The 21,105-nt window shown below is 68.7% G+C and carries 19 protein-coding genes; 7 read left to right on the forward strand and 12 right to left on the reverse strand.

Annotated features, from left to right (window positions below; genetic code table 11):
- Positions 1 to 18 precede the first annotated feature (18 nt).
- The 3 genes from MKD50_RS14665 to MKD50_RS14675 are packed head-to-tail and all read right to left on the reverse strand — an operon-like array spanning position 19 to position 2,844.
- Positions 19 to 1,008, reverse strand: a complete 990-nt coding sequence (locus tag MKD50_RS14665) for a Bug family tripartite tricarboxylate transporter substrate binding protein (RefSeq protein WP_252667443.1) — start codon at positions 1,006 to 1,008, stop codon at positions 19 to 21.
- 58 nt (positions 1,009 to 1,066) lie between these two features.
- Complete coding sequence (locus tag MKD50_RS14670; protein ID WP_252667444.1) at positions 1,067 to 2,059, reverse strand: tripartite tricarboxylate transporter substrate binding protein; 993 nt, start codon at positions 2,057 to 2,059, stop codon at positions 1,067 to 1,069.
- Positions 2,060 to 2,094: 35 nt separating this feature from the next.
- The gene (locus MKD50_RS14675; RefSeq protein WP_115699660.1) at positions 2,095 to 2,844 is read right to left on the reverse strand and encodes a GntR family transcriptional regulator; all 750 of its coding nucleotides are present in this window, start codon (positions 2,842 to 2,844) and stop codon (positions 2,095 to 2,097) included.
- Positions 2,845 to 2,950: 106 nt separating this feature from the next.
- On the opposite strand from MKD50_RS14675, the gene MKD50_RS14680 reads away from it, so the two are divergent.
- Positions 2,951 to 3,799 (forward strand): amidohydrolase family protein, encoded by an 849-nt coding sequence (locus MKD50_RS14680; protein WP_252667446.1) that lies wholly within the window; start codon positions 2,951 to 2,953, stop codon positions 3,797 to 3,799.
- Between the two features lie 28 nt (positions 3,800 to 3,827).
- Here the strand turns inward: MKD50_RS14680 and MKD50_RS14685 are convergent, their stop codons facing one another.
- Positions 3,828 to 4,748 carry a LysR family transcriptional regulator gene (locus MKD50_RS14685; protein WP_252667448.1) on the reverse strand — a complete coding sequence of 307 codons (921 nt, stop codon included), beginning with the start codon at positions 4,746 to 4,748 and terminating at the stop codon, positions 3,828 to 3,830.
- Between the two features lie 93 nt (positions 4,749 to 4,841).
- Between MKD50_RS14685 and MKD50_RS14690 the strand changes: the two genes are divergently transcribed.
- The gene (locus MKD50_RS14690) at positions 4,842 to 5,855 is read left to right on the forward strand and encodes a zinc-dependent alcohol dehydrogenase family protein (protein WP_252667450.1); all 1,014 of its coding nucleotides are present in this window, start codon (positions 4,842 to 4,844) and stop codon (positions 5,853 to 5,855) included.
- 13 nt (positions 5,856 to 5,868) lie between these two features.
- Here MKD50_RS14690 and MKD50_RS14695 read toward each other — a convergent pair whose 3' ends face one another.
- Genes MKD50_RS14695 through MKD50_RS14710 form a run of 4 tightly spaced genes read right to left on the reverse strand, consistent with a single transcriptional unit; the run spans position 5,869 to position 10,807 of the window.
- The gene (locus tag MKD50_RS14695) at positions 5,869 to 6,540 is read right to left on the reverse strand and encodes a DUF2894 domain-containing protein (RefSeq protein ID WP_252667452.1); all 672 of its coding nucleotides are present in this window, start codon (positions 6,538 to 6,540) and stop codon (positions 5,869 to 5,871) included.
- Positions 6,533 to 7,180, reverse strand: coding sequence for an OmpA family protein (locus MKD50_RS14700; protein ID WP_116338844.1), 648 nt, complete (start codon positions 7,178 to 7,180; stop codon positions 6,533 to 6,535). Before MKD50_RS14700 ends, MKD50_RS14695 begins: the two co-directional genes overlap by 8 nt.
- Positions 7,177 to 10,053 carry a DUF802 domain-containing protein gene (locus MKD50_RS14705; RefSeq protein ID WP_252667454.1) on the reverse strand — a complete coding sequence of 959 codons (2,877 nt, stop codon included), beginning with the start codon at positions 10,051 to 10,053 and terminating at the stop codon, positions 7,177 to 7,179. Before MKD50_RS14705 ends, MKD50_RS14700 begins: the two co-directional genes overlap by 4 nt.
- A 10-nt stretch (positions 10,054 to 10,063) precedes the next feature.
- The gene (locus tag MKD50_RS14710; protein ID WP_252667456.1) at positions 10,064 to 10,807 is read right to left on the reverse strand and encodes a DUF3348 domain-containing protein; all 744 of its coding nucleotides are present in this window, start codon (positions 10,805 to 10,807) and stop codon (positions 10,064 to 10,066) included.
- A gap of 135 nt (positions 10,808 to 10,942) precedes the next feature.
- Here MKD50_RS14710 and MKD50_RS14715 point away from each other — a divergent pair, with 135 nt between their 5' ends.
- Entirely contained in the window at positions 10,943 to 11,551 is a 609-nt protein-coding gene (locus MKD50_RS14715) for a glutathione S-transferase family protein (RefSeq protein ID WP_252667457.1), read from the forward strand.
- Positions 11,552 to 11,572: 21 nt separating this feature from the next.
- Here the strand turns inward: MKD50_RS14715 and MKD50_RS14720 are convergent, their stop codons facing one another.
- Positions 11,573 to 11,938 carry a glyoxalase superfamily protein gene (locus MKD50_RS14720; protein WP_252667458.1) on the reverse strand — a complete coding sequence of 122 codons (366 nt, stop codon included), beginning with the start codon at positions 11,936 to 11,938 and terminating at the stop codon, positions 11,573 to 11,575.
- A 223-nt stretch (positions 11,939 to 12,161) separates the two neighbouring features.
- Between MKD50_RS14720 and MKD50_RS14725 the strand changes: the two genes are divergently transcribed.
- Complete coding sequence (locus MKD50_RS14725; RefSeq protein ID WP_115699668.1) at positions 12,162 to 12,623, forward strand: tripartite tricarboxylate transporter TctB family protein; 462 nt, start codon at positions 12,162 to 12,164, stop codon at positions 12,621 to 12,623.
- Between the two features lie 10 nt (positions 12,624 to 12,633).
- Positions 12,634 to 14,136, forward strand: a complete 1,503-nt coding sequence (locus MKD50_RS14730) for a tripartite tricarboxylate transporter permease (RefSeq protein ID WP_115699669.1) — start codon at positions 12,634 to 12,636, stop codon at positions 14,134 to 14,136.
- Between the two features lie 126 nt (positions 14,137 to 14,262).
- On the opposite strand, the gene MKD50_RS14735 is transcribed toward MKD50_RS14730, so the two are convergent.
- Complete coding sequence (locus tag MKD50_RS14735) at positions 14,263 to 16,467, reverse strand: phosphocholine-specific phospholipase C (protein WP_252667675.1); 2,205 nt, start codon at positions 16,465 to 16,467, stop codon at positions 14,263 to 14,265.
- Positions 16,468 to 16,541: 74 nt separating this feature from the next.
- Positions 16,542 to 16,760 (reverse strand): hypothetical protein, encoded by a 219-nt coding sequence (locus MKD50_RS14740; protein ID WP_240071623.1) that lies wholly within the window; start codon positions 16,758 to 16,760, stop codon positions 16,542 to 16,544.
- A 308-nt stretch (positions 16,761 to 17,068) separates the two neighbouring features.
- On the opposite strand from MKD50_RS14740, the gene MKD50_RS14745 reads away from it, so the two are divergent.
- Together MKD50_RS14745 and MKD50_RS14750 are read left to right on the forward strand one after the other, a co-directional pair.
- Complete coding sequence (locus MKD50_RS14745) at positions 17,069 to 19,201, forward strand: catalase (RefSeq protein ID WP_252667459.1); 2,133 nt, start codon at positions 17,069 to 17,071, stop codon at positions 19,199 to 19,201.
- A gap of 192 nt (positions 19,202 to 19,393) precedes the next feature.
- The gene (locus tag MKD50_RS14750) at positions 19,394 to 20,080 is read left to right on the forward strand and encodes a GntR family transcriptional regulator (protein ID WP_115699673.1); all 687 of its coding nucleotides are present in this window, start codon (positions 19,394 to 19,396) and stop codon (positions 20,078 to 20,080) included.
- 19 nt (positions 20,081 to 20,099) lie between these two features.
- Here MKD50_RS14750 and MKD50_RS14755 read toward each other — a convergent pair whose 3' ends face one another.
- Positions 20,100 to 21,077, reverse strand: coding sequence for a Bug family tripartite tricarboxylate transporter substrate binding protein (locus MKD50_RS14755; protein ID WP_115681827.1), 978 nt, complete (start codon positions 21,075 to 21,077; stop codon positions 20,100 to 20,102).
- Positions 21,078 to 21,105 lie beyond the last annotated feature (28 nt).

Raw genomic sequence — 21,105 nt, forward strand, 5'->3', positions numbered from 1 at the left:
GGACGGCGTTGGGAGATATCAGTCCGGCTTGATTCCAGCCCGCGCAATGATAGGCCGCCAGCGCTGCTGCTCCTGCGCGATGAAGCGCGAGAATTCCGCCGGCGTGCCGCCCACCACGATGGCCGCGTCAGCGCTCAGGCGTTCGACCGAACTCTGGCTCTTCACGGCTTTCATGGTGGCGTCGGCCAGCTTGTCGGCGGCGGCCTGCGGCAGCGATGCCGGCGCCAGCAGGCCGTACCACTGCGTCATCTCGAAGCCGGGATAGCCTTGCTCGGCGACCGTGGGCACGTCGGGCAACTGTGCGATGCGCTGGGTCGTGCCGGTGGCGATGCAGCGCACCTTGCCGGCCTTGATGAACTGGAGAATAGCGGGCGCACCCACCGCGGCGGCGTCGAGCCGGCCGGACAGCAGGTCGGTGATCTGCGGGCCGCTGCCGCGATATGGCACATGGGTGATGAAGGTGCCGGAGGCGGCCTTCAGGTATTCGAAGGCCAGGTGGCCGGCACTACCGTTGCCGGCCGATCCATAGTTGAGCTTGCCGGGCTTGCTTTTGGCGAGCGCCACGAATTCCTTCAGGTTCTTGGCGGGTACGTCGGGATGGACCACGTACAGGCTCGGCACCTTGGACAGCAGCGAGATCGCGCGGAAGTCCTTGACCGGGTCATACGGCAGCTTCGGGAAGATAAAGGGATTGACCGCCAGCGTGCCGATATGGCCGAGGATCAGCGTGTGGTTGTCGTCGGCACGCGCGACTTCGCCCATCGCGATATTGCCGGCGGCGCCCGGCTTGTTCTCGACGAACACTGACACGCCGAGCAGTTTGGTCAGCTCCGCCGCGGTCGAGCGCGCGACGATCTCGGAGCTGCCGCCCGGTGCGAACGGCACCACCAGCCGGACGGGCTTGGCGGGCCACGCCTGGGCGCGGGCGAGTGAGGGCGCCAGCGCGCACGCGCCCAGCGCGGCGCTGGCCTTGAGCAGTTGGCGGCGAATGGGATTGGCTGCGGTCATGCATGTCTCCTGGGATTGCGGTAGCCGGGCCGTTGCATGGCCGGGGCGATACGGATGGTTATTCGGGTTTGATGTTGCCGTCGCGGATGACCTTGGCCCATAGCCGCGCCTGACCGTCGATGAACTGTCGCGCTTGTGCCGGGGGTGCCGCCACCACCTCGCCACCAAGCTCGGCCACGCGCTGCCGGATCTCGGCGCTGGTCATGACCTTCTGCAGCGCGTCGGCAAGCTTGGCGGCGACCGGCTCCGGTGTCGCGGCGGGGACGAAGGCCGCGTTCCATTCATACACCTCGTAGCTGGCCACGCCGGCTTCCTGCATGGTCGGCACCGCGGGCAGGGCCGGGGTGCGCGACCGGCTGGTCACGGCCAGCGGCTTGAGCTTGCCGGCCTGGATGTGCTGCAGGCTCGAAGCCACGTTGGCAAAGAACAGCGGCACCTGTCCGGCAATGACATCGGTCATGGCCGGACCGCCGCCCTTGTAGGGCACGTGCAGCAGGTCGACGCCGGCGCGCTGCTCGAACAGCACGCCGGCCAGATGCTGTGCCGAGCCGTTACCCGACGACGCAAAGGCCACCGAGCCCGGCTTCTGCCTGGCCATGGCGACGACATCGCTGACCTTTCCCGCCGCAAAGCTGGCGGTGGCGACCAGCACATTGGGATAGCGCGCCAGCACCCCGAGCGGGCGGAACGCCTTGTCCGGATCGTAGGGCAGGCGCGGATAGAGGCTGGGATTCACGGCATAGGACGAGGCATCGACCATCAGCGTGTAGCCGTCGGGCGCGGCCTTGGCGACATAGGCCGCGCCGATCTGCCCGCCGGCACCTGGCCGGTTCTCGACCACCACGGTCTGCCCCAGTTCGCGCCCCAGGCCGGGCGCGATCAGCCGTGCCATCAGGTCGGCGCCGCCGCCCGGCGGATATGTCACCACGATGGTGATGGGACGTGCCGGCCAGCCAGCGGCGTTGTCGGCGGCCTGCGTCGGGGTGGCGATGGCGATCATGGCGGTGGCGGCAACGGTGGCTGCAGCGGCGATCGCGTGGCGTGCGTGCATGAGTCTGTCTCCTTGGCGACGGTCCATAACGGACCTCAGCGGACGTCGGCGGTATAGCGAAAAGCGAAGGCATCGCCGCGCGTCAGGCGGTACTCGACGCAGTGGCCGGCCAAATCAAAGGCGTGGCGCGTGACTACCGCGCAGGGATGCGCATCGGGCAATGACAGCAACGCGGCCTCGTCCGCCGTCAGCGTGCGGAAGGTCACTTCGTCGACGGCACGATGGACCGTGACGCCGCAGGCGCTGCCCAGCAGCGGGTAGAGCAGGTCGCCCCACTGCGCCGGCGGCAGCTGCTGCAGGGCTTCGCAGCGCGGCAGCGGCAGCCAGATCGACTCCAGCAGCCGCGGCGTCTGTTCCAGCCAGCGGCGGCGCGAGATCGCCAGCCCGCGCGCGCCGCTGTCCAGCCCGAAACGGCCCGCCATGGCCTTGTCCAGCCGGACGGCGCGGCATGACAGGATTTCGGAGCGCGGCACCACGGGCGCGCCATCGGCACCGCCGAAGCGAAAGAAGCGCATCAGGCTGGCGCCGCTCAGCCCCTTGCGTACGAAGGTGCCCTTGCCCTGCGCGCGCTCGAGCAGGCCTTGCTGGACCAGCACGGCGATGGCCTGGCGGATGGTGCCCAGCGCGATGCCGAACTCCCTGGCCAGCGCCCCTTCGGCCGGAATGGCACTGCCCGGCGTCCAGGCGCCGGAAACGATCCGGTCCTGCAGTGCCGCCGCGATCTGGCCGTAACGGCTCAGCCCCGCGGTGGCGGTGGTGGTCTGGAGCGGTGCGTTGTCTGGCATGCCGGAGCCGTGCTAAATTGATTGAATGCTGGTGTCCTCTAGAGGACTAGAATACTGACGCGGGTTTGGACGCCATATCCGGATATACCCGCCCCACGGAGGCTTGATGATGAGCAGGCGCGCTTCGCCGCTGGTGGACACCCATTTCCACGTCTTCGATACCGGCGTGGCCGCGGCTTCGGCGCGCTACCGGCCGGCCTATGCCGCCGGGCTGCATGACTGGCAGGCGGCGCTCGGCAGCCTGGACGGCCAGGGCGACCTGTATGGGGTGGTGGTGCAGACCAGCTTTCTCGGCACCGACAACACCGCGCTGCTGGCCGCGCTGCGGGCGCGGCCCGGCCGCCTGCGCGGCGTGGCGGTGATCGAACCGACCATCACGGACGCGCAACTGACGGCGCTCCAGGCCGCCGGCGTGCGCGGCATCCGTTTGAACCTGTATGGCGATCCGGAATGGCAACGCATTGCCACTGCCCCATGGCGTGCGCTGTTCCACAGGATTGCCGCGCTGGGCTGGCACGTCGAGCTCCATACCGGCAACGGGCAGGGCGCCATGGTGCTGGCGCAGCTGGATGCGTCGCTTGGCGATGCGGGCGCGCCGGTCGTGCTTGACCACTTCGGCCGGCCCGGCACGGCAGGAATCGCGGATCCCGTCTTCGACGTCGCCATGGCAGTGCGCGCGCGCCGCCATCTGTGGGTGAAGATCAGCGCGCCCTACCGGCTGGCATCGCCGCACCAATGGCCTCAATTTGCGCAGCGCTGGCGCGATATCGTCGGCGACGACCGCCTGCTGTGGGGCAGCGACTGGCCCTGGACCAATCACGAGGGGCCGCTGCGGCTGGACGAGTGCCGCGAGCTTGCCGCGTGGCGAGGGCAGGGCGGTGACGGCGCGGCGTTGTCCGCGGCGCTGCGCTGGCGCAACGCCGCGGCGCTTTACGGATTTCCTCTGGCGGCGTAGCGGTATCGCAGCGTCGCACGGCAAGCATTCAATCCATCGTCAGCACCGCCGGCAGCGCGGCCACCAGCAAATCGATTGTCACCCGCAGCTTGTGCGGCAGGAAACGCGTGCGCGGCCATACCAGGTGCAACGGCGTGCGGCCGGCCGAGGCCTGCGGCAGCAAGCGCACCAGCGTGCCCTGTTGCAGCGGCGCGCGCACCAGCCACAGCGGCAGGTTGGCCACGCCGGCGCCGCGGATCGCGGCCATGCCCAGGGTGTCGATGTCGTCGAAGGCAAGCCGGTGCGACAGCTCGGGCCGCACCGGATTGCCGTCGGTGTCGGCCAGCGACCAGGGCACGGGCTGGCTGCCGCGCAGGTAGACCAGGCACTGGTGCGACAGCAGTCCGGCAGCGCTGGCAGGGGTGCCGTGACGGCGCAGGTAGTCGGGCGCTGCGCACAGCACCATGGCCTGCGTGCCCAGCGGCCGTGCCACCAGCGTGTCGCTGTCCGGCAGGCGGCCACTGCGGATCGCCAGGTCGATGCCGTCGTCGGCAAAGTCCACCAGCCGGTCGGTGAAATTGCCTTCCAGCCGCAGTTGCGGATGACGCTCCGCCAGTTGCAGCAGCAGCGGCGCCACATGATGGCGGCCGAACACCACCGGCGCGCTCACACGCACGCGGCCCGCGACGGCGCCGCGCCCGGCCTCCAGCATGTGCTGCGCGGCATCCAGTTCCTCCAGCGCGTGGGCGCAGCGCTCGTAGAATGCCTGGCCGTCATCGGTCAGCGCCAGGCTGCGCGTGGTGCGCACAAACAGGCGCGCACCGACGCGCGCCTCCAGCCGGGCAATGGCCTTGCCGATGGCGGAGCGCGTCAGGCCCAGGCGTGCCGCCGCCTGGGCAAAACTGCCGGCTTCCGCCGCGGCCACGAAGGCCGTAATGCCGGCCAGCCGGTCATGGGAGATTGGTTCCATGGTGGATACACAGGAAGGACTTTTATTGACCAATGGATCGAAACGGGAATCAGTATAGTGTGTTCACCGTTTTCCACCCACAGGAGTGCACCCATGGCGTCTTCCATGCAACGCTGGCAACTTTCGGCATTCGGCCGCAACCACCTGCATCGCGTCGATGCGCCGATACCCACGCCGGGGCATGGCGAAGTGCTGGTGCGGGTGCATGCGGTGGCCCTGAACTACCGCGACCTGATGATCCTCCACGACGGCATGGGCATGCCGGTGCAGCCACCGCTGGTGCCGGGGTCGGACATGCGCGGCGAAGTCGTGGCCGTTGGCGATGGGGTTGCCGACCTTGCCGTGGGCGACGCGGTGATCAGTACCTTCTTCACCGGCTGGCTCGATGGCGTGCAGCCGCGCCACAGCACGCCGCTGGGCGTGCCGGGCCCCGGCATGCTGTCCGAATACGTGGTGCTGGACCAGGACGCGCTGGTGACTGCGCCGCGCACGCTCGATGCCGCGCAGGCCAGCACGCTGACCTGCGCCGGTCTGACGGCATGGCAGGCGCTGGCCGAGGCCACGGTGACGCGCCCCGGCGATACCGTGGTGGTGATCGGCACTGGCGGCGTGGCCTTGTTCGCGCTGCAGATCGCCCGTGCCCAGGGCGCGCGTGTGATCGTGGTGTCGGGCAGTGACGACAAGCTGGCGCGCGCACAGGCGCTGGGCGCGGCGCACGGCATCCATCGCGGCCGCACGCCCGACTGGCCCGCCGCGGTGCGCGAGCTGAGCGGCGGCCGCGGCGCCGATCATGTGCTGGAACTGGCCGGCGGCGACAACTTTGGCCGCTCGCTGGCTGCGCTGGCGCAGGGCGGCCGGATCTCGGTGATCGGCAACCTGCAGGGCGACGAGCTGCGCGCCAACGTCTACCCGGTGCTGCATGGCCGCGTGACCGTGCAGGGGATCGGGGTGTCACACCGGCGCGCATTGCAGGACCTGGTGCGCGCCGTCGACTGGCTGCAGCTGCGCCCGGTGGTCGAGCGCGCGTATGGTTTCGGCGAGCTGCCGGCGGCGCTCGATCACCTCGAGCGCGGCGCCTTCGGCAAGGTGGTGGTGCGGCTGGACTGAGGCGGCCGGGCCGCTACTTGCGTGCCTTCGCCCGCGTATTCTTCCTGGCGGCGGCGCGGGCCGCTTCTTTTTGCGCCGCGGCCGCCTCGTTCAACTGTTCCAGCCAGGCCATGCCCTCGACATACGACAGGAAATGCCGCAGGTATTCCGGCGAGGTCTCGCGCATCAGCGACAGCGAGCGATGCACGAGATGGTCGGTATTGAGCGGCCCGGCGTTCTCCGGCACGCGCTCCAGCGACTGGCGGAACTGCTGCTCGACGCTGACCCGGGCCCAGGTCTCGCGGAAGTAGTCGGCGAGGGTGTCGACCAGGGGCGTGTCCATGGCTTGCGGCGGTGCCGGCGACGGCGGGCGGGCATCGTTCGAAGCCGCCGCGATGGCGGGTCTGGCACGCGCGGCGAGATCGTGGACCAGTGCGCCCAGTGCGCTCACGGCTGGCGTTGGCGCCGGCTGGCAAGTGGTCTCGGCAGCGTTATCGGCGTTGCGCTGCACGATGGCGGCATAGGCGGCGACCAGCTCTTGCAGGCGCGCCTCCAGCAACTGCCGCGCCGCGCCGTCGTGTGCGGAAGCGCGGGCGGCCAGTGCCTGCATCAGCCGGAAACGCACCGGATCGGCGCGGTCGGCGCCGCTGGCCTGCCAGGCGTCCAGTTGCGCGCAGGCTCCGGCCGCCGCGTCGAGCTCAGCCATGCGCTTTCACCGTGCCGGTGGTCACGCGCGGCACCGGCGAGATTTCCACGCGCCGGTTTTTCGCGCGGCCGGCGGCATCGGCATTCGGCGTGACCGGCTGCTGCGAGCCGAACGCGGCCGAGAACACCGACGAGGGCGGGATGCCCGCATCGATCAGGGTGCGGGTCACGGTGAGGGCGCGCTGCGCCGACAGTTCCCAGTTGTCGGCAAAGCGCCGGTTGCCCTCGCGCACCTGCTGGTCGTCGGTAAAGCCGCTGACCATCAGGATCTCGTCGCGGCTGCGCAGGTAGGCCGACAGCGGCTGGGCCAGGCTCCTGAGCAGGTCGCGGCCATCGGGCTGCAGCTCGGCGGAATTGAGCGCGAACAGCACGCTGCCGCTGATGCCGATGCGCCCGTTCACCAGCGTCACGCGGCCGGCCGCGAGCGGCCCGGCCAGCGCCTTTTCCAGCGTCTCGCGGCGCTGGGCTTCTTCCTGCCGCTGCTTCACCTCGGCTTCGAGCCGCGCCGACAGCTCCATCTGCACGCCGATGACCCCCAGCAGCACCAGCACGAAGGCGCCCAGCAGCACCGACATCAGGTCGCCGAAGACCGCCCAGGCCGGCACGGTGGGCTCAACGCCGGCGTCGAGTTCTTCTCTCATGCCGCCTCTGCGCCGGACGCCTGCGGGGCTGCGCGCTGCTGCAGGTCTTCCAGGATCTGCTTTTGCGACAGCATGCTCAGGTCGACCACCTCGCGCGCCTGCGCCACGTAGTAGGCCAGTTGCTCGTCGCTGCGCGTCATCGACTTGTCGAGCGCGGCCTCGATGCGCTGCAGGTGGTCGATCAGCTTGCCGTTCGATTCGCTGAACAGCTGCACCGCCACGCCGAAGGCTTCGCCCAGGCTGGCCACCTCGACCGCACTGCCGGTGACCTGCGCGGCGATGTCGGTAAGCTTGCCGGTCTCGGACTCCACCTTGTCGGTGAAGCGGGTGCCGATGCGCTCGAGCAGGTCAGCGGTGGTGGCGACCAGCGTATCGACCGCGGTGCGCTGCTCGGTGGAGGCGTGGTTGACGGCGTCAAGCAGCGTGCCCAGCGTTTCCATCATGCGGCTGCGTTCTTCCAGCATGGCGTGGTCGCGCGCCATGCCCTCGGTCAGCTTCTCGCGCAGCTGCGCAATGACCTCGGCGGCGGCGCGGGGCGCTTCGCTCGCGGCCTGCAGCAGGCGCGAGACTTCGATGACGGTATCGGTGGCCTGGGCCTGGGCCTGCGCCGCCATGTCGCGCGCGGTGACGGCCAGCGTTTCGCAGATCTCTTGCTGGCGCGCGGTGGCGTGCGCGCTGGCCTGCTCCCATTCGCCGCGCAGCGCAGCCGCCATGGTGCCCAGCGTTTCGGTCCATGCGGCCAGGCGCTGCGCGTCCTGCGCCACCAGTTGCGCCTGCAGCGCGGTGGCGGCCTTGGGCGCCTCGGCTGCGGCCTGCACCAGGCGATCGATCTCGGCCAGGGTGGTGCTGGTGTGCGCCTGGGTTTCGGTCGAGATTGCGCGCGCGGTCTGTGCCAGCGCCTCGCAGACTTCCTGCTGGCGCGCGGCGGCGTGCGTGCTGGACTGCTCCCACTGCTGGCGCAGCGTCGCGGCGATGCTGCCGAGGGTCTTGGTCCAGCCGGCGAAGCGCGCCTCATCGCGCTCGGCCAGTTCCGCCTGCAGCGCGACCGCGGCCTTCGGCGCTTCCGAGGCGGCCTGCACCAGGCGGTCGATTTCGGCGAGGGTGCGGCTGGCATGCGCCTGCGTCTGCGCCGAGATTTCTTGCACGTTCTGCGCCAGCGTCGCACTGATTTCATCCTGGCGCGCGACCGTGTGCGCGTTCAGCTGCTGCCATTCCTGGCGCAGCGTTGCGGTGATGGTGCCAAGCGTGTCGGTCCACGCGGCGAAGCGTGCTTCATCGCGCGACGCCAGATCGGCCTGCAGCGCAACGGCGGCCTTCGGGGCTTCGGCGGCGGCCTGCACCAGGCGGTCGATCTCGGCGAGCGTGCTGCTGGCATGCGCCTGCGTCTGCGCCGAGACCTCGCGCACGTTCTGCGCCAGCGTGGCGCTGATTTCGTCGTGGCGGCTGACGGTGTGGGCGTTCAGCTGTTCCAGCTGCTGGCGCAGGGTGGCCGTCATGCCGCCGAGCGTGTCGGCCCAGGCCGACAGGCGCTGCGCGTCCTGCGCGGCCAGCTGCGCTTGCAGGCCGGCATGCGAGGCCTCCACGTTGCGCACCAGCGCCGCGGCGTGCTCGCCAAACGTTGCCGCGGCGGCGGCCAGCGCCTGCTGGTTGTTGCCGGCCAGCTTTTCGCCGGCCTGCTGCTGTTGCGACAGCGCCTCGCGCCAGGCTTCGGCGGTGCTGGCCGCGACGGAGTCGAAGCGGGTGGCGACGCCGTCCAGCAAGCTGGCCGAGCGTTGTTCGAAGGTCTGGCTGAAGCCATCGAAGGATGTGCGCAGGTCCGCCGCCAGCGCCTCGCTGGTGCGCTGATGGCCGGCCAGGGCCTGGTTCCAGGTATCGGCGACACCGGCGGTGGCGCGCTCGAACCGGCTCGAAACACCGTCCAGATGCTGTTGCACCGCCTGCGTGACGGTGTCGCGCAGCGCGGTGGTCTCGCGCGCCAGGCCGGCCATGGTCGCGTCCACCGCGGGCTGGATCGCGGCACCGGCGGCGCGGGCGCTGTCGGCGATGCTGTCCTTCAGCGATTGCTCCACCGATGACGCCAGGCGCGCATAGACCGCCTCGGTCTTGCCGTGGAAGGCGTCCTGGCTGGCCACCAGCCGCTCGGCCAGGGCCTCGTGCTGTTGCGCCATGGCGCGCATCATGGCCTGCATCTGCTCGGCCAGCGCCGGCATCACGTCGGCCTGGCGCTGCAGCAGCTGCAAGGCCTGGTCGCGCTGATGGCCGCGCGAATAGCTGCGCAGCGTGGTGGCGATGCGGGCGCCGAGCGCCTGCGCGGCCTGGATGCGTTCGCGCCGGCACAGCGCGGACAGCAGGCCCAGCATGGCCGAGGTGGCCACGCCCGCGACCGAGGTGCCGAAGGCAAAGCCCAGCCCCTTGACCGGCGCGGCCAGCGAAGCGCGGATCGCCTGCAGGTCGGTGGCGCCTTCCAGCGCGATGCCGGTGCCGCGCAAGGTGGCCACCATGCCGAGGAACGTGCCGAGCATGCCCAGCAGCACCAGCAGCCCGACCAGGTAGGGCGTCAGCGCGGGGCCGGGCAGGCCGACCCGTTCGCCTTCGACCCGCAGCCGCACGCTGTCGCGCAGGCTGGGGTGCAGGCGTTCCAGCCAGCCACCCAGGCTGGCCGGGGCTTCGGCCAGTCCGGCCAGCGCCTGCGCCAGCGTGGCGGTGGCCTGGCGGTAGCGCAGCAGTTCGAGGGCGCCGCCCACGTAGAAGCCGCCGATCAGCAGGGTGACGACCAGCGCCAGGAAATTGGTGCCGGCATAGCCCGCGCCAATCCAGCAGACGACCGCCAGGCCCGCCAGGAACGCAACAATATGGGATAGGTATCGGGTCATGATGTCCGGGTTAGCTGTCTTGCAGCGCCGCCAGCAGGCCTTCGACGGGCTGCCAGCGGATCTCGAGTTCGGCGCGCAGCACGCTCTGCATATCCTTGCGGAACACGCCCAGCCATGCGCCGGCGCGGACCGCCGCGGGTTGTCCTTGTGCCTGGGCCTGCGCCTCCAGTGCCGCGGCTTCGGCCTGGCGCAGGCGCTGGAAGTGCGCCTCCAGCAGGATCGGCACCGCTCCCAGCAGACTTTGTTCGCGCATGCCGAGCACGCGCTCCATCACTGCGTCGACCATCGCCAGCTTGGCCATGGCCGGCGTACGGGCCGACAGCGCCGCCCGCAGGCCGCCGCGCAGGCTGCCGATGCTGGTCTCCATGGTCTGCTGCAGCGTCAGGTAGCGCTGACGATGCACCGCGTAGTCGACCTGCGCATCGACCGGGTCGGCCAGCGCCGACGGTCGCGCCGGGCCGCGCCGTCGCGCAGCCGGAGCCGTGTCTTCGGCAATCGCATCCACCAGCCGGGCGCGCACGCGCGCGCATTCCTGCGCTTCAGTGCTGCCGCCGGCACTTGCGGTGGCCGGCATGGCCTGGGCATGGGCCTTCAGCGCAGAAGACAGCGCGATCGCATCCGCCCAGCCAAGCCATTGGCTCAGCTGGCTGGATAGCGAGCTTGCAGGGGCGGGGGCGTCGGCGTCAGCCAGGCGGGCCAGCAGTCGGACCAGCGTGGGTCCGCTCAAGCCTGTGCGCCGGGGCACTTGTAACATTCCGCTGGATTCGAAAAATGCAGCAGTTTACACGCCCCGGGCAGTGGCGCGGCCGGCGGGGCTGGCGGATGATGGCGGGAATCCGTTTCCGACCCGTCCCGGTCCGTCCCGATCTGCCCAACACGGAGCCCCGCCATGAAACTCGTCGGCATGCTCGATTCCCCCTATGTCCGCCGCACGGCGATCTCGCTGCGCCTGCTCGGACTGCCGTTCACGCATGAATCCGTGTCCGTGTTCCGGGAAGTCGAGCGCTTCCGCGCCGTCAATCCGGTCGTCAAGGCGCCCTCGCTGGTGTGCGACAACGGCGTCGTGCTGATGGATTCCACGCTCATCATCGACTATGCCGAGTCGCTGGCCGGCCGCAGCCTGATGCCGGCCGATACCGCGGCGCGGCAGGCCGCGCTGCGCATCGTCGGACTGGCGCTGGCGGCGTGCGAGAAGGTGGTGCAGAACTTCTACGAGCACAGCCAGCGTCCGGCCGGCAAGCTGCACCAGCCGTGGCTGGACCGTGTCGACGCCCAGCGCGAGAGCGCCTTTGCGTTGCTGGAGGTCGAGCTTGCCGCGCGCCCGCTGCCGCCTTCCGAAGCCGAGGTTGGCCAACCCGAACTGACCGCCGCGGTGGCCTGGACCTTCACGCAGTTCATGCTGCCCGGGGCGGTCGATCCGGCCTTGCACCCGGCGCTGGTGGCGCTGACCGCCGCGCTGGAGCGGCTGCCGGCATTCGAGGCATTGCCCTGCGCATAGGCAGGCGGACGCGGCTGCCGCCTAGTCTGCCTGCACCTCGCAAAACCGCAGCCGGTTCCCGAACGGATCGGCCACCTGCAGCATCCTGCCCCAGCCCACGTCCTCCACACCGGGCCTGGCGTAGGGATAGTCCTTGGCGGACAGCTCCCGGTGCAGCGCATCGATGTCCGCCACCGGCACGAATACGGTCGACCCCGGCGTGGCGTCGCCATGGTGCTCGCTCAGATGCAGCGTCAGGCCGCTGCGCCTGACCTGCGCGTAAAGCGGCAACCCGTCTTCGAAACGATGCTCCCAGTCGAGCGTGAAGCCGAGGAAATCCAGGTAGAACTCCATGGCCTTGTCGACCGAGAAAATGCGGAGGACGGGGATGCCGGCGGACAGGTCCATGGTGTCTGGTGCAGGAGTGGTGAGGGAATCCTGGATGATAGCCGTCGCATAAGCATTGGCGCAGCCGCCATGGCCAACCCGCGCACTGAACCTGCGACCGATTCGTAGGGAATAACCCTTGCCGGCCGAAAAATATATCACAACATGATGTATTGTTCGGGACTCCCGAAGCCGACGCCGCCTGTTGGTGTCGTCGCGTCGCCCCCCGCTTCAAGGAGCCTGCATGCGCATACGCAAGCAAACCGACTTTTATTCCGGCCTGATGTTCATCATCCTTGGCCTCAGCTTTTCCTTCGTTGCCCGCGGCTATTCGATGGGCACCGCCGCCAGGATGGGGCCGGGCTATTTCCCGTTCTGGCTTGGCATCGTGCTGGCGCTGCTGGGCGCCGTGGTCGCGGCCGGATCGTTGTCGCACAAGAGCGATGAAGATCGCATGGCACGCTGGGACATCAAGACGCTGCTGTGGATCCTGGGCTCGGTGGTGCTGTTCGGGCTGGTGCTCAAGCCGCTCGGGATGGTGCTGTCGGTGCTGGCGCTGGTGCTGGTGTCGTCGATGGCCAGCCATGAGTTCACCTGGAAGGGCGCCATCCTCAACGCCGCGGTCCTGGTGCTGATCAGCACCGTGGCCTTTGTCTACGGCATCAACCTGCAGATGCCGGTGTGGCCGGCCGCTTTCGTCAACTAGGGGATATCGGATGGAGTTGCTGAGTCATCTTGCGCTTGGGTTTTCCACCGCGCTGTCGCTGCAGAACCTGGCCTATGCCTTCCTGGGCTGCGTGCTCGGCACGCTGATCGGGGTGCTGCCGGGCCTGGGGCCGCTGGCCACCATCGCCATGCTGCTGCCGATCACCTACACGCTGCCGCCGGTGGCCGCGCTGATCATGCTGGCCGGCATCTATTACGGTGCCCAGTACGGCGGCTCGACCACCGCCATCCTGGTGAACCTGCCCGGTGAATCGTCGGCGGTAGTGACCACGCTGGACGGCTACCAGATGGCGCGGCGCGGGCGCGCCGGGGTGGCGCTGGCCACCGCGGGACTGGGCTCGTTCTTCGCCGGCAGCGTGGCCACGCTGATCCTGGCCGCGTTTGCCACGCCGCTGTCGGAACTGGCGTTCAAGTTCGGCCCCGCCGAGTATTTCTCGCTGATGGTGCTGGGCCTGATCGGCGCCGTGGTGCTGGCCTCGGGTTCGCTGGTCAAGGCAGTGGCGATGATCGTGCTGGGACTGTTGCTGGGGCTGGTTGGCACCGATGTGAACTCGGGCGCCGCGCGCTTCTCGTTCGACGTGCCGGAGCTGACCGACGGCATCAGCATTACCGCGCTGGCAATGGGGCTGTTCGGCTTTGCCGAGATCATCGCCAACCTGGAGCAGAAGGAACATCGCGAGACCTTCACCGACCGCGTCACCAACCTGTTCCCGACGCGGGAAGATTTCAGGCGCATGATCCCGGCGGTGCTGCGCGGCACCGCGCTGGGTTCGTCGCTGGGCATCCTGCCGGGCGGCGGCGCCTCGCTGGCTTCGTTCGCGGCGTACTCGCTGGAGAAGAAGGCGTCGAAATACCCGCAAGAATTCGGCAAGGGCGCGATCGAAGGCGTGGCCGGTCCGGAATCGGCCAACAACGCCGCGGCGCAGACCTCGTTCATCCCGCTGCTGACGCTGGGCATTCCGCCCAACGCGGTGATGGCGCTGATGGTGGGGGCGATGACCATCCACAACATCCAGCCCGGCCCGCAGGTGATGACCAGCAACCCGGCGCTGTTCTGGGGCCTGATCGCATCGATGTGGATCGGCAACCTGATGCTGGTGGTGCTGAACCTGCCGCTGATCGGCGTGTGGGTGAAGCTGCTGACGGTGCCCTACCGCTTCCTGTACCCGGCCATCCTGGTGTTCTGCAGCATCGGCGTCTACTCGGTCAACAACACGGTGTTCGACGTCTTTGCCGCGGCCAGCTGCGGCCTGATCGGCTATGTCTTCCACAAGCTGCGCTGCGAGCCGGCGCCGCTGCTGCTGGGCTTCGTGCTGGGGCCGATGATGGAAGAGAACTTCCGCCGCACCTTGCTGCTGTCGCGCGGCGATTTCTCGGTCTTTACCACGCGTCCGCTGTCGCTGGGCCTGCTGGTGGCCGCGGCGGCGCTGGTGGCGGTGGTGGCGCTGCCATCGATCAAGGCCAAGCGCGAAGAGGCGTTCCAGGAGGAATAACGGGGGAGCGGGGGCAAGGCAGTCTCGAGCATCGAGAACGACGGGCTGTTTCGTTCCTTGCGGACGAAACAGCCCTGGCCTTGCGCATGCAGGGCGTCTGCGCCCCGCGCCTCTTGCAGCAGGCGATCAGATCACGCCCATGGCCGGATCGCTGACCGTATCTTCGCCCGTCTCCATGCGCCCGGCAAAGCGGCGCGCGAACGCCGGGCTGGCCTCGCTGGTGACGACGAAGTCGTACCAGTTGCCGCTTTCGGCCACCGGCCATTCCAGCGTTTCCACCTTGCCCCGCCTGACCCGCTGCGTCCACGGGCCGTCGTCGCGATAGGCCAGCGCCTTGACGGTGAAAATCACGTCGGCATCGCCGTCGTTATGCAGCTTGACCTGGATCGTTGGCTTCCTGCACGGGTTGTAGCAGACCTGGATTTCGGCGGCGGTGGTGGCCGCCTCGCTGACATCGCCGGAGAAGGCGCGGTGATAGCCGTTGGGTCCGAGCACCCACAGGTCGTACTTGCCGCCGTCGGCATTGAAGTCCCACACGTCGTCCAGCGCCTTGCCGGCCTCGACCACGTAGCGGCGCGGAATGCGGTCCAGGTGCAGCTTGTCGTAGACATGGAACACCGCGCCCGCCTGGTGCGCGCTGCCGTTGGCGAACAGCAGGCGCACGGTGCGGGCGGTGGCATCGACGCGCGCGCTGGTGTGCAGCTCATACGGCAGCTTGCGCGACGGGCGCGCGCCGGTGGCCTGCGCCGGCAGCGCCGGGGTGACGGGCACCGGGATGGCGGGCTGCGTCTGCTGCCAGGCGGTCAGGCTGGTGGCGTCGGCGCGCGTGGTGCGCCCCGCCAGCACGGGCAGCGTCTCGGTGTTGGGCGTGGCGAAGTTGAAGGCGCTGGTCAGGTCGCCGCAGACCGCGCGGCGGTAGGCGCTGATCTGCGGCTCGATCACGCCGAAGCGCGCCTCCAGGAAGCGCAGCACCGAGGTATGGTCGAACACCTCGGAGTTGACCCAGCCGCCGCGGCTCCACGGCGACACCACCCACAGCGGCACGCGCGGCCCGGGACCGAAGGGCTTGCCGTCCTGCGGCGGCTGCTTGGCCGTGGCGGGCGGGAAGTTGAAGTACTCGTAGGCCATCTGCGCATCGTCCAGCGTCGACTTGCCGGCCAGCGTGCCGTCCGGATTGCGCGACGGCGCGGTCGGCGGCGGGCTGTGGTCGAAGAAGCCGTCGTTCTCGTCGAAGTTGATCAGCAGCACGGTCTTGCTCCAGACCTCCGGCGATGCCGTCAGCGCATCGAGGATGGCCTGCACGTACCAGCCGCCCTTGGCCGGGCTGGACGGGCCGGGGTGCTCGCTGAACTCCGCCGGCGGGATGATCCACGATACCTCGGGCAGCCGGCCGTTGCGCACGTCGTCGCGCAGCGACTGCAGGAAGCCGCCGTCGGGCATGGTGTTGCAGAAGCCCTTGGCCAGAGCGCTGTACTGGTCGTCGATATCCGGGTTATAGGGCGGATTGACGCTGGTGCCGGCGGTGTTGGACAGCTTGCGTCCCTCCGGCATCTTTTCCATCTCGGCGCGCCAGTGCCGGAAGCTCATCATCTGGTTGCAGCCGTAGTTGTCGGGCACGTTCTGGTAGACCTTCCAGCTCACGCCCGCGCCTTGCAGGCGGTCGGCGTAGGTCTTCCAGGTCCAGCCCTCGGTGGACGGGCCCACGTCGGCGCCGGCGTTGAACTCATTGACCATCACCGCGACGTTGTCGCCGGTGGGACCGTTGCTGCCGGTCCAGTAGAACAGGCGGTTGGGGATGGTGCCGGTGTGCATCGCGCAGTGGTACGCGTCGCACAGCGTAAAGGCGTCGGCCAGCGCGCGCTGGAACGGAATCTCGGCGTTGTCGTAGTAGCCCATCGACAGCGTCTTCTTGGCCACCGGCCAGCGGTCCATGCGGCCGTGGTCCCAGGCGGCCTGCGCGTCGGGCCAGGTATGCGGGGTGCCGCCGGCGCGCTGGGCGTTGCCCTGGGTTTCGTCGAGGTGGTAGGGCGTCAGCGTATTGCCGTTGGCATCGGTCTGGTAGAACGCGTTCTTGCCATTGGGCAGCGGGATGGCAAAGCGGTCGCCGTAGCCGCGCACGCCCTTGAAGGTGCCGAAGTAATTGTCGAACGAGCGGTTTTCCAGCATCACCATCACGACGTGCTTGACGTCCTGGATGGTGCCGGTGGCGTTGTTGGCCTCGATCGCGAGGGCGCGGCGGATGCTGGGCGGAAAGCTGGCCAGCATCGCGGCGGCGGCGCCGGTGCCGAGGCTGGTCTTGAGGAACTGTCGCTTGGACGGATTGAAGGTCATGGCGTGGGTGGGGTCGTTCTGTCGCTGGATCGGAAAGCGGCCCACGTCAGCGGGCAAATAACGGGCACAGCAGGTCAGGGAGCGCAACGGGTGCTGCAGTTGCCAGGCTTGCCGGTGTGGCCGGGCTTGCCGGCTGCGTCTGGCGCGTTGCCGTTGGCGGCGCTGGGCTGCTGCGTGCCGCCCCCCGCGCCGGGAGAGTCATCGCCGCCGCAGGCGGCAAGCATCAATGCCAGGGTCAGGGTGCCGGCCGCCAGCCATGGCCGGGCGGAATGCGACAGCAAGGTGGGTCTCATTGGTGCAGGGCCTTTTCTTCTGGTTGAGGAAGAGAACGAGGGCCGCGCCCGTTGCGCCGACAGACAGCGGCACGCATCGGACTTCCGCCGGGGCGGATGACAAGCGTGGGATCTGGCCGGTTGCTGTGGATGGCCGTGGCTTGTCGCGACAGCGGGCGATTGTTGACCGATCAAATGTCAGATGTTTGACAGGGTGCACTTTCGGCAATTTTGCTTTGTAACCAAAAGTGTCAGCAAGCAGGCGTGGCAATTGCAGGCACTGCCGGGTTGCTGCCGTTCATCCGTTCAACCCGACACAGGAGACAGTTATGCCCGACACGTCCGACGCCAAGGCCAAGCCCACGTCAAACACCGCACCCGCCACCAATGCCCAGGGCGCTCCGGCTGGTTACGGCGATGCCCAGCGTGGCACGGGCGGCGAGCTGCACCAGGTTGCCGGTGGCACGCATGCCCCGTTGACCACCAACCAGGGCGCGCCGATCGCGGACAACCAGAACTCGCTCAAGGCCAATCCGCGCGGCCCGACCTTGCTCGAAGATTTCATCCTGCGTGAAAAAATTACACATTTCGACCACGAGCGCATTCCCGAGCGGATCGTCCATGCGCGCGGCACCGCGGCGCACGGCTATTTCGAGCTGACCGATTCGCTGGCGCAATTCACCACCGCCAGCATCCTGACCGAGGTCGGCGTGAAGACGCCGGTGTTTGCGCGCTTTTCCACCGTGGCCGGCGGTGCGGGCTCGGTCGACACGCCGCGCGACGTGCGCGGCTTCGCGGTCAAGTTCTATACGAAGGAAGGCAACTGGGACCTGGTCGGCAACAACATCCCGGTGTTCTTCATCCAGGACGCGATCAAGTTCCCCGACGTGGTCCATGCGGTCAAGATGGAGCCCGACCGCGCGTTCCCGCAGGCGGCCACCGCGCACGACACCTTCTGGGATTTCATCTCGCTCACGCCGGAGTCGATGCACATGGTCATGTGGATCATGTCGGACCGCACCATCCCGCGCTCGCTGCGCATGATCGAAGGCTTCGGCGTGCACAGCTTCCGCCTGCTCGACGACCAGGGCCAGTCCACCTTCGTCAAGTTCCACTGGCGCCCGAAGCTGGGGCTGCAGTCCACGGTGTGGGACGAGGCCGTCAAGATCGCCGGTGCCGATCCGGATTTCCATCGCCGCGATATGTTCAATGCGATCCAGTCCGGCAACTTCCCGGAATGGGAGCTGGGCGTGCAGCTGTTCACCGAAGCCGATGCAGCCAGGTTCCCGTTCGACCATCTCGATGCGACCAAGATCATCCCCGAAGAGACCGTGCCGCTGAAGATCATCGGCCGCATGGTGCTGGACCGCTGGCCCGACAACTTCTTTGCCGAGACCGAGCAGGTAGCGTTCTGCCCCGCCAACATCGTGCGCGGCATCGATTTCTCCAACGATCCACTGCTGCTGGGCCGGCTGTTCTCCTACCTCGACACGCAACTGCTGCGCCTGGGCGGCCCCAACTTCAACCAGATTCCGGTGAACGCGCCCAAGTGCCCGTTCGCCAACCACCAGCGCGACGGCCATATGCAGATGCAGCGGCCCAAGGGACGCGTCGCCTACGAGCCCAACTCGCTGTCCGACGACTCGCCGCGCGAGGCGCCCGATCTGGGCTTCCGCCACGCACGGGTGGCCGAGCAGGGCGACAAGGGCCGCATCCGCGCCGAGACCTTTGCCGACCACTACAGCCAGGCGCGCCTGTTCTACCGCAGCCAGACCCGCGCCGAACAGGCGCATATTGCCTCGGCGCTGGTGTTCGAACTGTCGAAGGTCGAGCACGTGCATGTGCGCGAGCGCATGGTGGCCCACCTGCTCAATATCGACCCGGACCTGGGCCGGCGCGTGGCCGACGGCCTGGCGCTGGACCAGGTGCCCGAGCCGCTGCCCACCGCCGCGCCGGTGCAGGACCTGCCGCCGTCGCCGGCGCTGCAGATCATCGGCAAGATGAAAGACACGCTGCAGGGGCGCGAGATTGGCATCCTGGTCGCCGACGGCTCAGACGGCGCCACCGTGGAGGCGATCCGGCAGGCGGCCAGCGCCGCCGGCGCCACGGTGAAGATCGTCGCGCCCAAGGTCGGCGGCGCGGTGCTGGCCGATGGATCGAAGCTGCCGGCGGATGGCCAGTTGGCGGGGACGCCGTCGGTGATGTTCGATGCCGTGGCCGTGATCCTCGGTGCCGATGCCGCCACCATGCTGGTACAGGAGAGCGCCGCGCTGGACTTTGTCTGCTTCGCCTATGCGCACCTGAAGGCGATCGCGGTCGATGCCGGCGGCGAGGTATTGCTTACGCACGCCAACCTGAGGCCGGACAACGGCATTGTGCCGGCCAGCGACCCGGCGCGGTTCATCGTCGCGGCCAAGACCCGGCAATGGGATCGCGAGCCGCAGGTGCGCATGCTCGCCTGAAGCTTCGTCAGCGTTGTAAAGCGCAAGGGGGCGGATCTCGATACCGGCGCATACCTTGGCTCAAGACCATTCCGGTCAATGTGCGCACAGAGGCTGCGTGCCGGGACGCCCTATCTTGTGCACACAAGGGCAGCCTCTGAATACGCAGGGCAGGTTAGAATCTCCTCTCCCTGTCCTGCGCAGCTGCTGTCCATGTCCGAAGAAAAGAAGAGCCTGTCCGAAACCATCCGCGCCGCGATCGAGCAGGAGATTCTTTCCGGGAAGCTGCCCAGCGGCACGCAACTGGAAGAGCAGCAGTTGCTGGCGCGTTTCGGCGTGTCGCGCACCCCGGTGCGCGAGGCGCTGATCCAGCTGGAGTCGGCTGGCCTGGTGGACCTGGTGCCGCGCCAGGGCGCAATCGTTTCTTCAATCACGCTGCGCGAGTACGTCGCGATGAACGAGATCCTGGTTCAGCTGGAGGCGCTCGCGGCCCGGCTGGCGGCGCGCCGCATCTCCGCGGCGCAGCGCACGGCGCTGCAGCAGGCGTTCGACGCATGCCGCGCGGCGGCGGAGCGTGCCGATTCCGATCGCTACCGCGAAGCCAACGATGCCTTCCATGACGTCATCTACGCGGCCTGCTGCAACGACATCCTGTCGCGGCAAATCCGCACCATGCGCGCGCGCATGCGTGGCATGCGCGACCTGCGCTTCGAGAAGCCGGCCCGCATCCTGGCCTCGCTGGCCGAGCATGAGGCGGTGATGGGCGCGATCGTGCGCGGCAACGAGGACGATGCCGCGGTGGCCATGGTGCGCCATATCGCCACCGGCGGCGACGTCTATGCGGACATGATCGCGGCCATGCCCGGCGACGAAGCCGGCGGCCGCCGCGGCCGCCGCTAGTCCCGGCCGACCGGCGGGCCTACTCCAGCTTGACGCCGGCCTGCTCGATGCGCGTCACCGCCGACTTGCCGTCGGCTGCCGCCCATTTGCCGAACTCCGCGGGCGAAGCCGAAGTCGACACCTCGCTGCCGTTGCCGGCCAGCTTGGCGCGCAATTGCGGGTCGGCCATCACCTTTGTCGCGGCGGCGAAGAGCTTGTCGCGGATGCCGTCGGGCAGTCCGGCCGGCCCGAACAGTCCGAACCAGAAAGTAAAGTCAAAACCCGGCAGGCCCATCTCCGCAAGCGCGGGCAGGCCCGGCGCCACCGCCGACGGCTTGGGCGTGGTCACGCCGATCATCTTCACTACGCCTTGCGTGCCCAGCGGCAGGACCGACGCTGCGGTGCCGAACGACAATTCCACCTCGCCCGCGGCCACGGCCTGCAGCGCCGGGGCGCCGCCCTTGTAGGGCACATGGGTCATCTTGGCCCCCGTGGCCTTTTCAAACTGCAGCGCGGCGATATGCGGCGAGCCGCCGATGCCGGACGACGAGTAGTTGAACTTGCCCGGCTGCGCGCGTGCCTTGGCCACCAGCGTCTTGACGTCGCCGACGTTCAGGTTCTTGTTGACAGCCAGGATCAGCGGCGACACCGTCAGCCGCGTTACCGGGGTGAAGTCGGTGGCCTTGTAGCGGGCCTTGTACAACTGCTGGTCGATGCCGTACAGCGTGGCCGTGGCCAGTCCCAGCGTGTAGCCATCCGGCGCGGCCTGCGCCAGCGCCGCGGAGGCGAGTGTGCTGCCAGCCCCGGGCTTGTTGTCCACCACCACGGTCTGGCCCAGTTCCCTGGACAGCGCTTCGCCGAACACGCGGGCGACGAAGTCGGCGGCGCCGGCCGGCGTGTAGCCCACCAGCAGCCGGATCGGCCGGGCCGGATATTCCTGCGCGCCGGCGATGCCCGGCAAGGCCGCCAGGGTGGCGAGGGTCGCGCCGATGGCAACGCGCCCGAGAGCATGGTTCATGGTTGTCTCCTTGTTGTAGTCGCTGCCA

Source organism: Cupriavidus mimosae (genome assembly GCF_023952485.1).
Lineage (GTDB): Bacteria > Pseudomonadota > Gammaproteobacteria > Burkholderiales > Burkholderiaceae > Cupriavidus > Cupriavidus taiwanensis_C.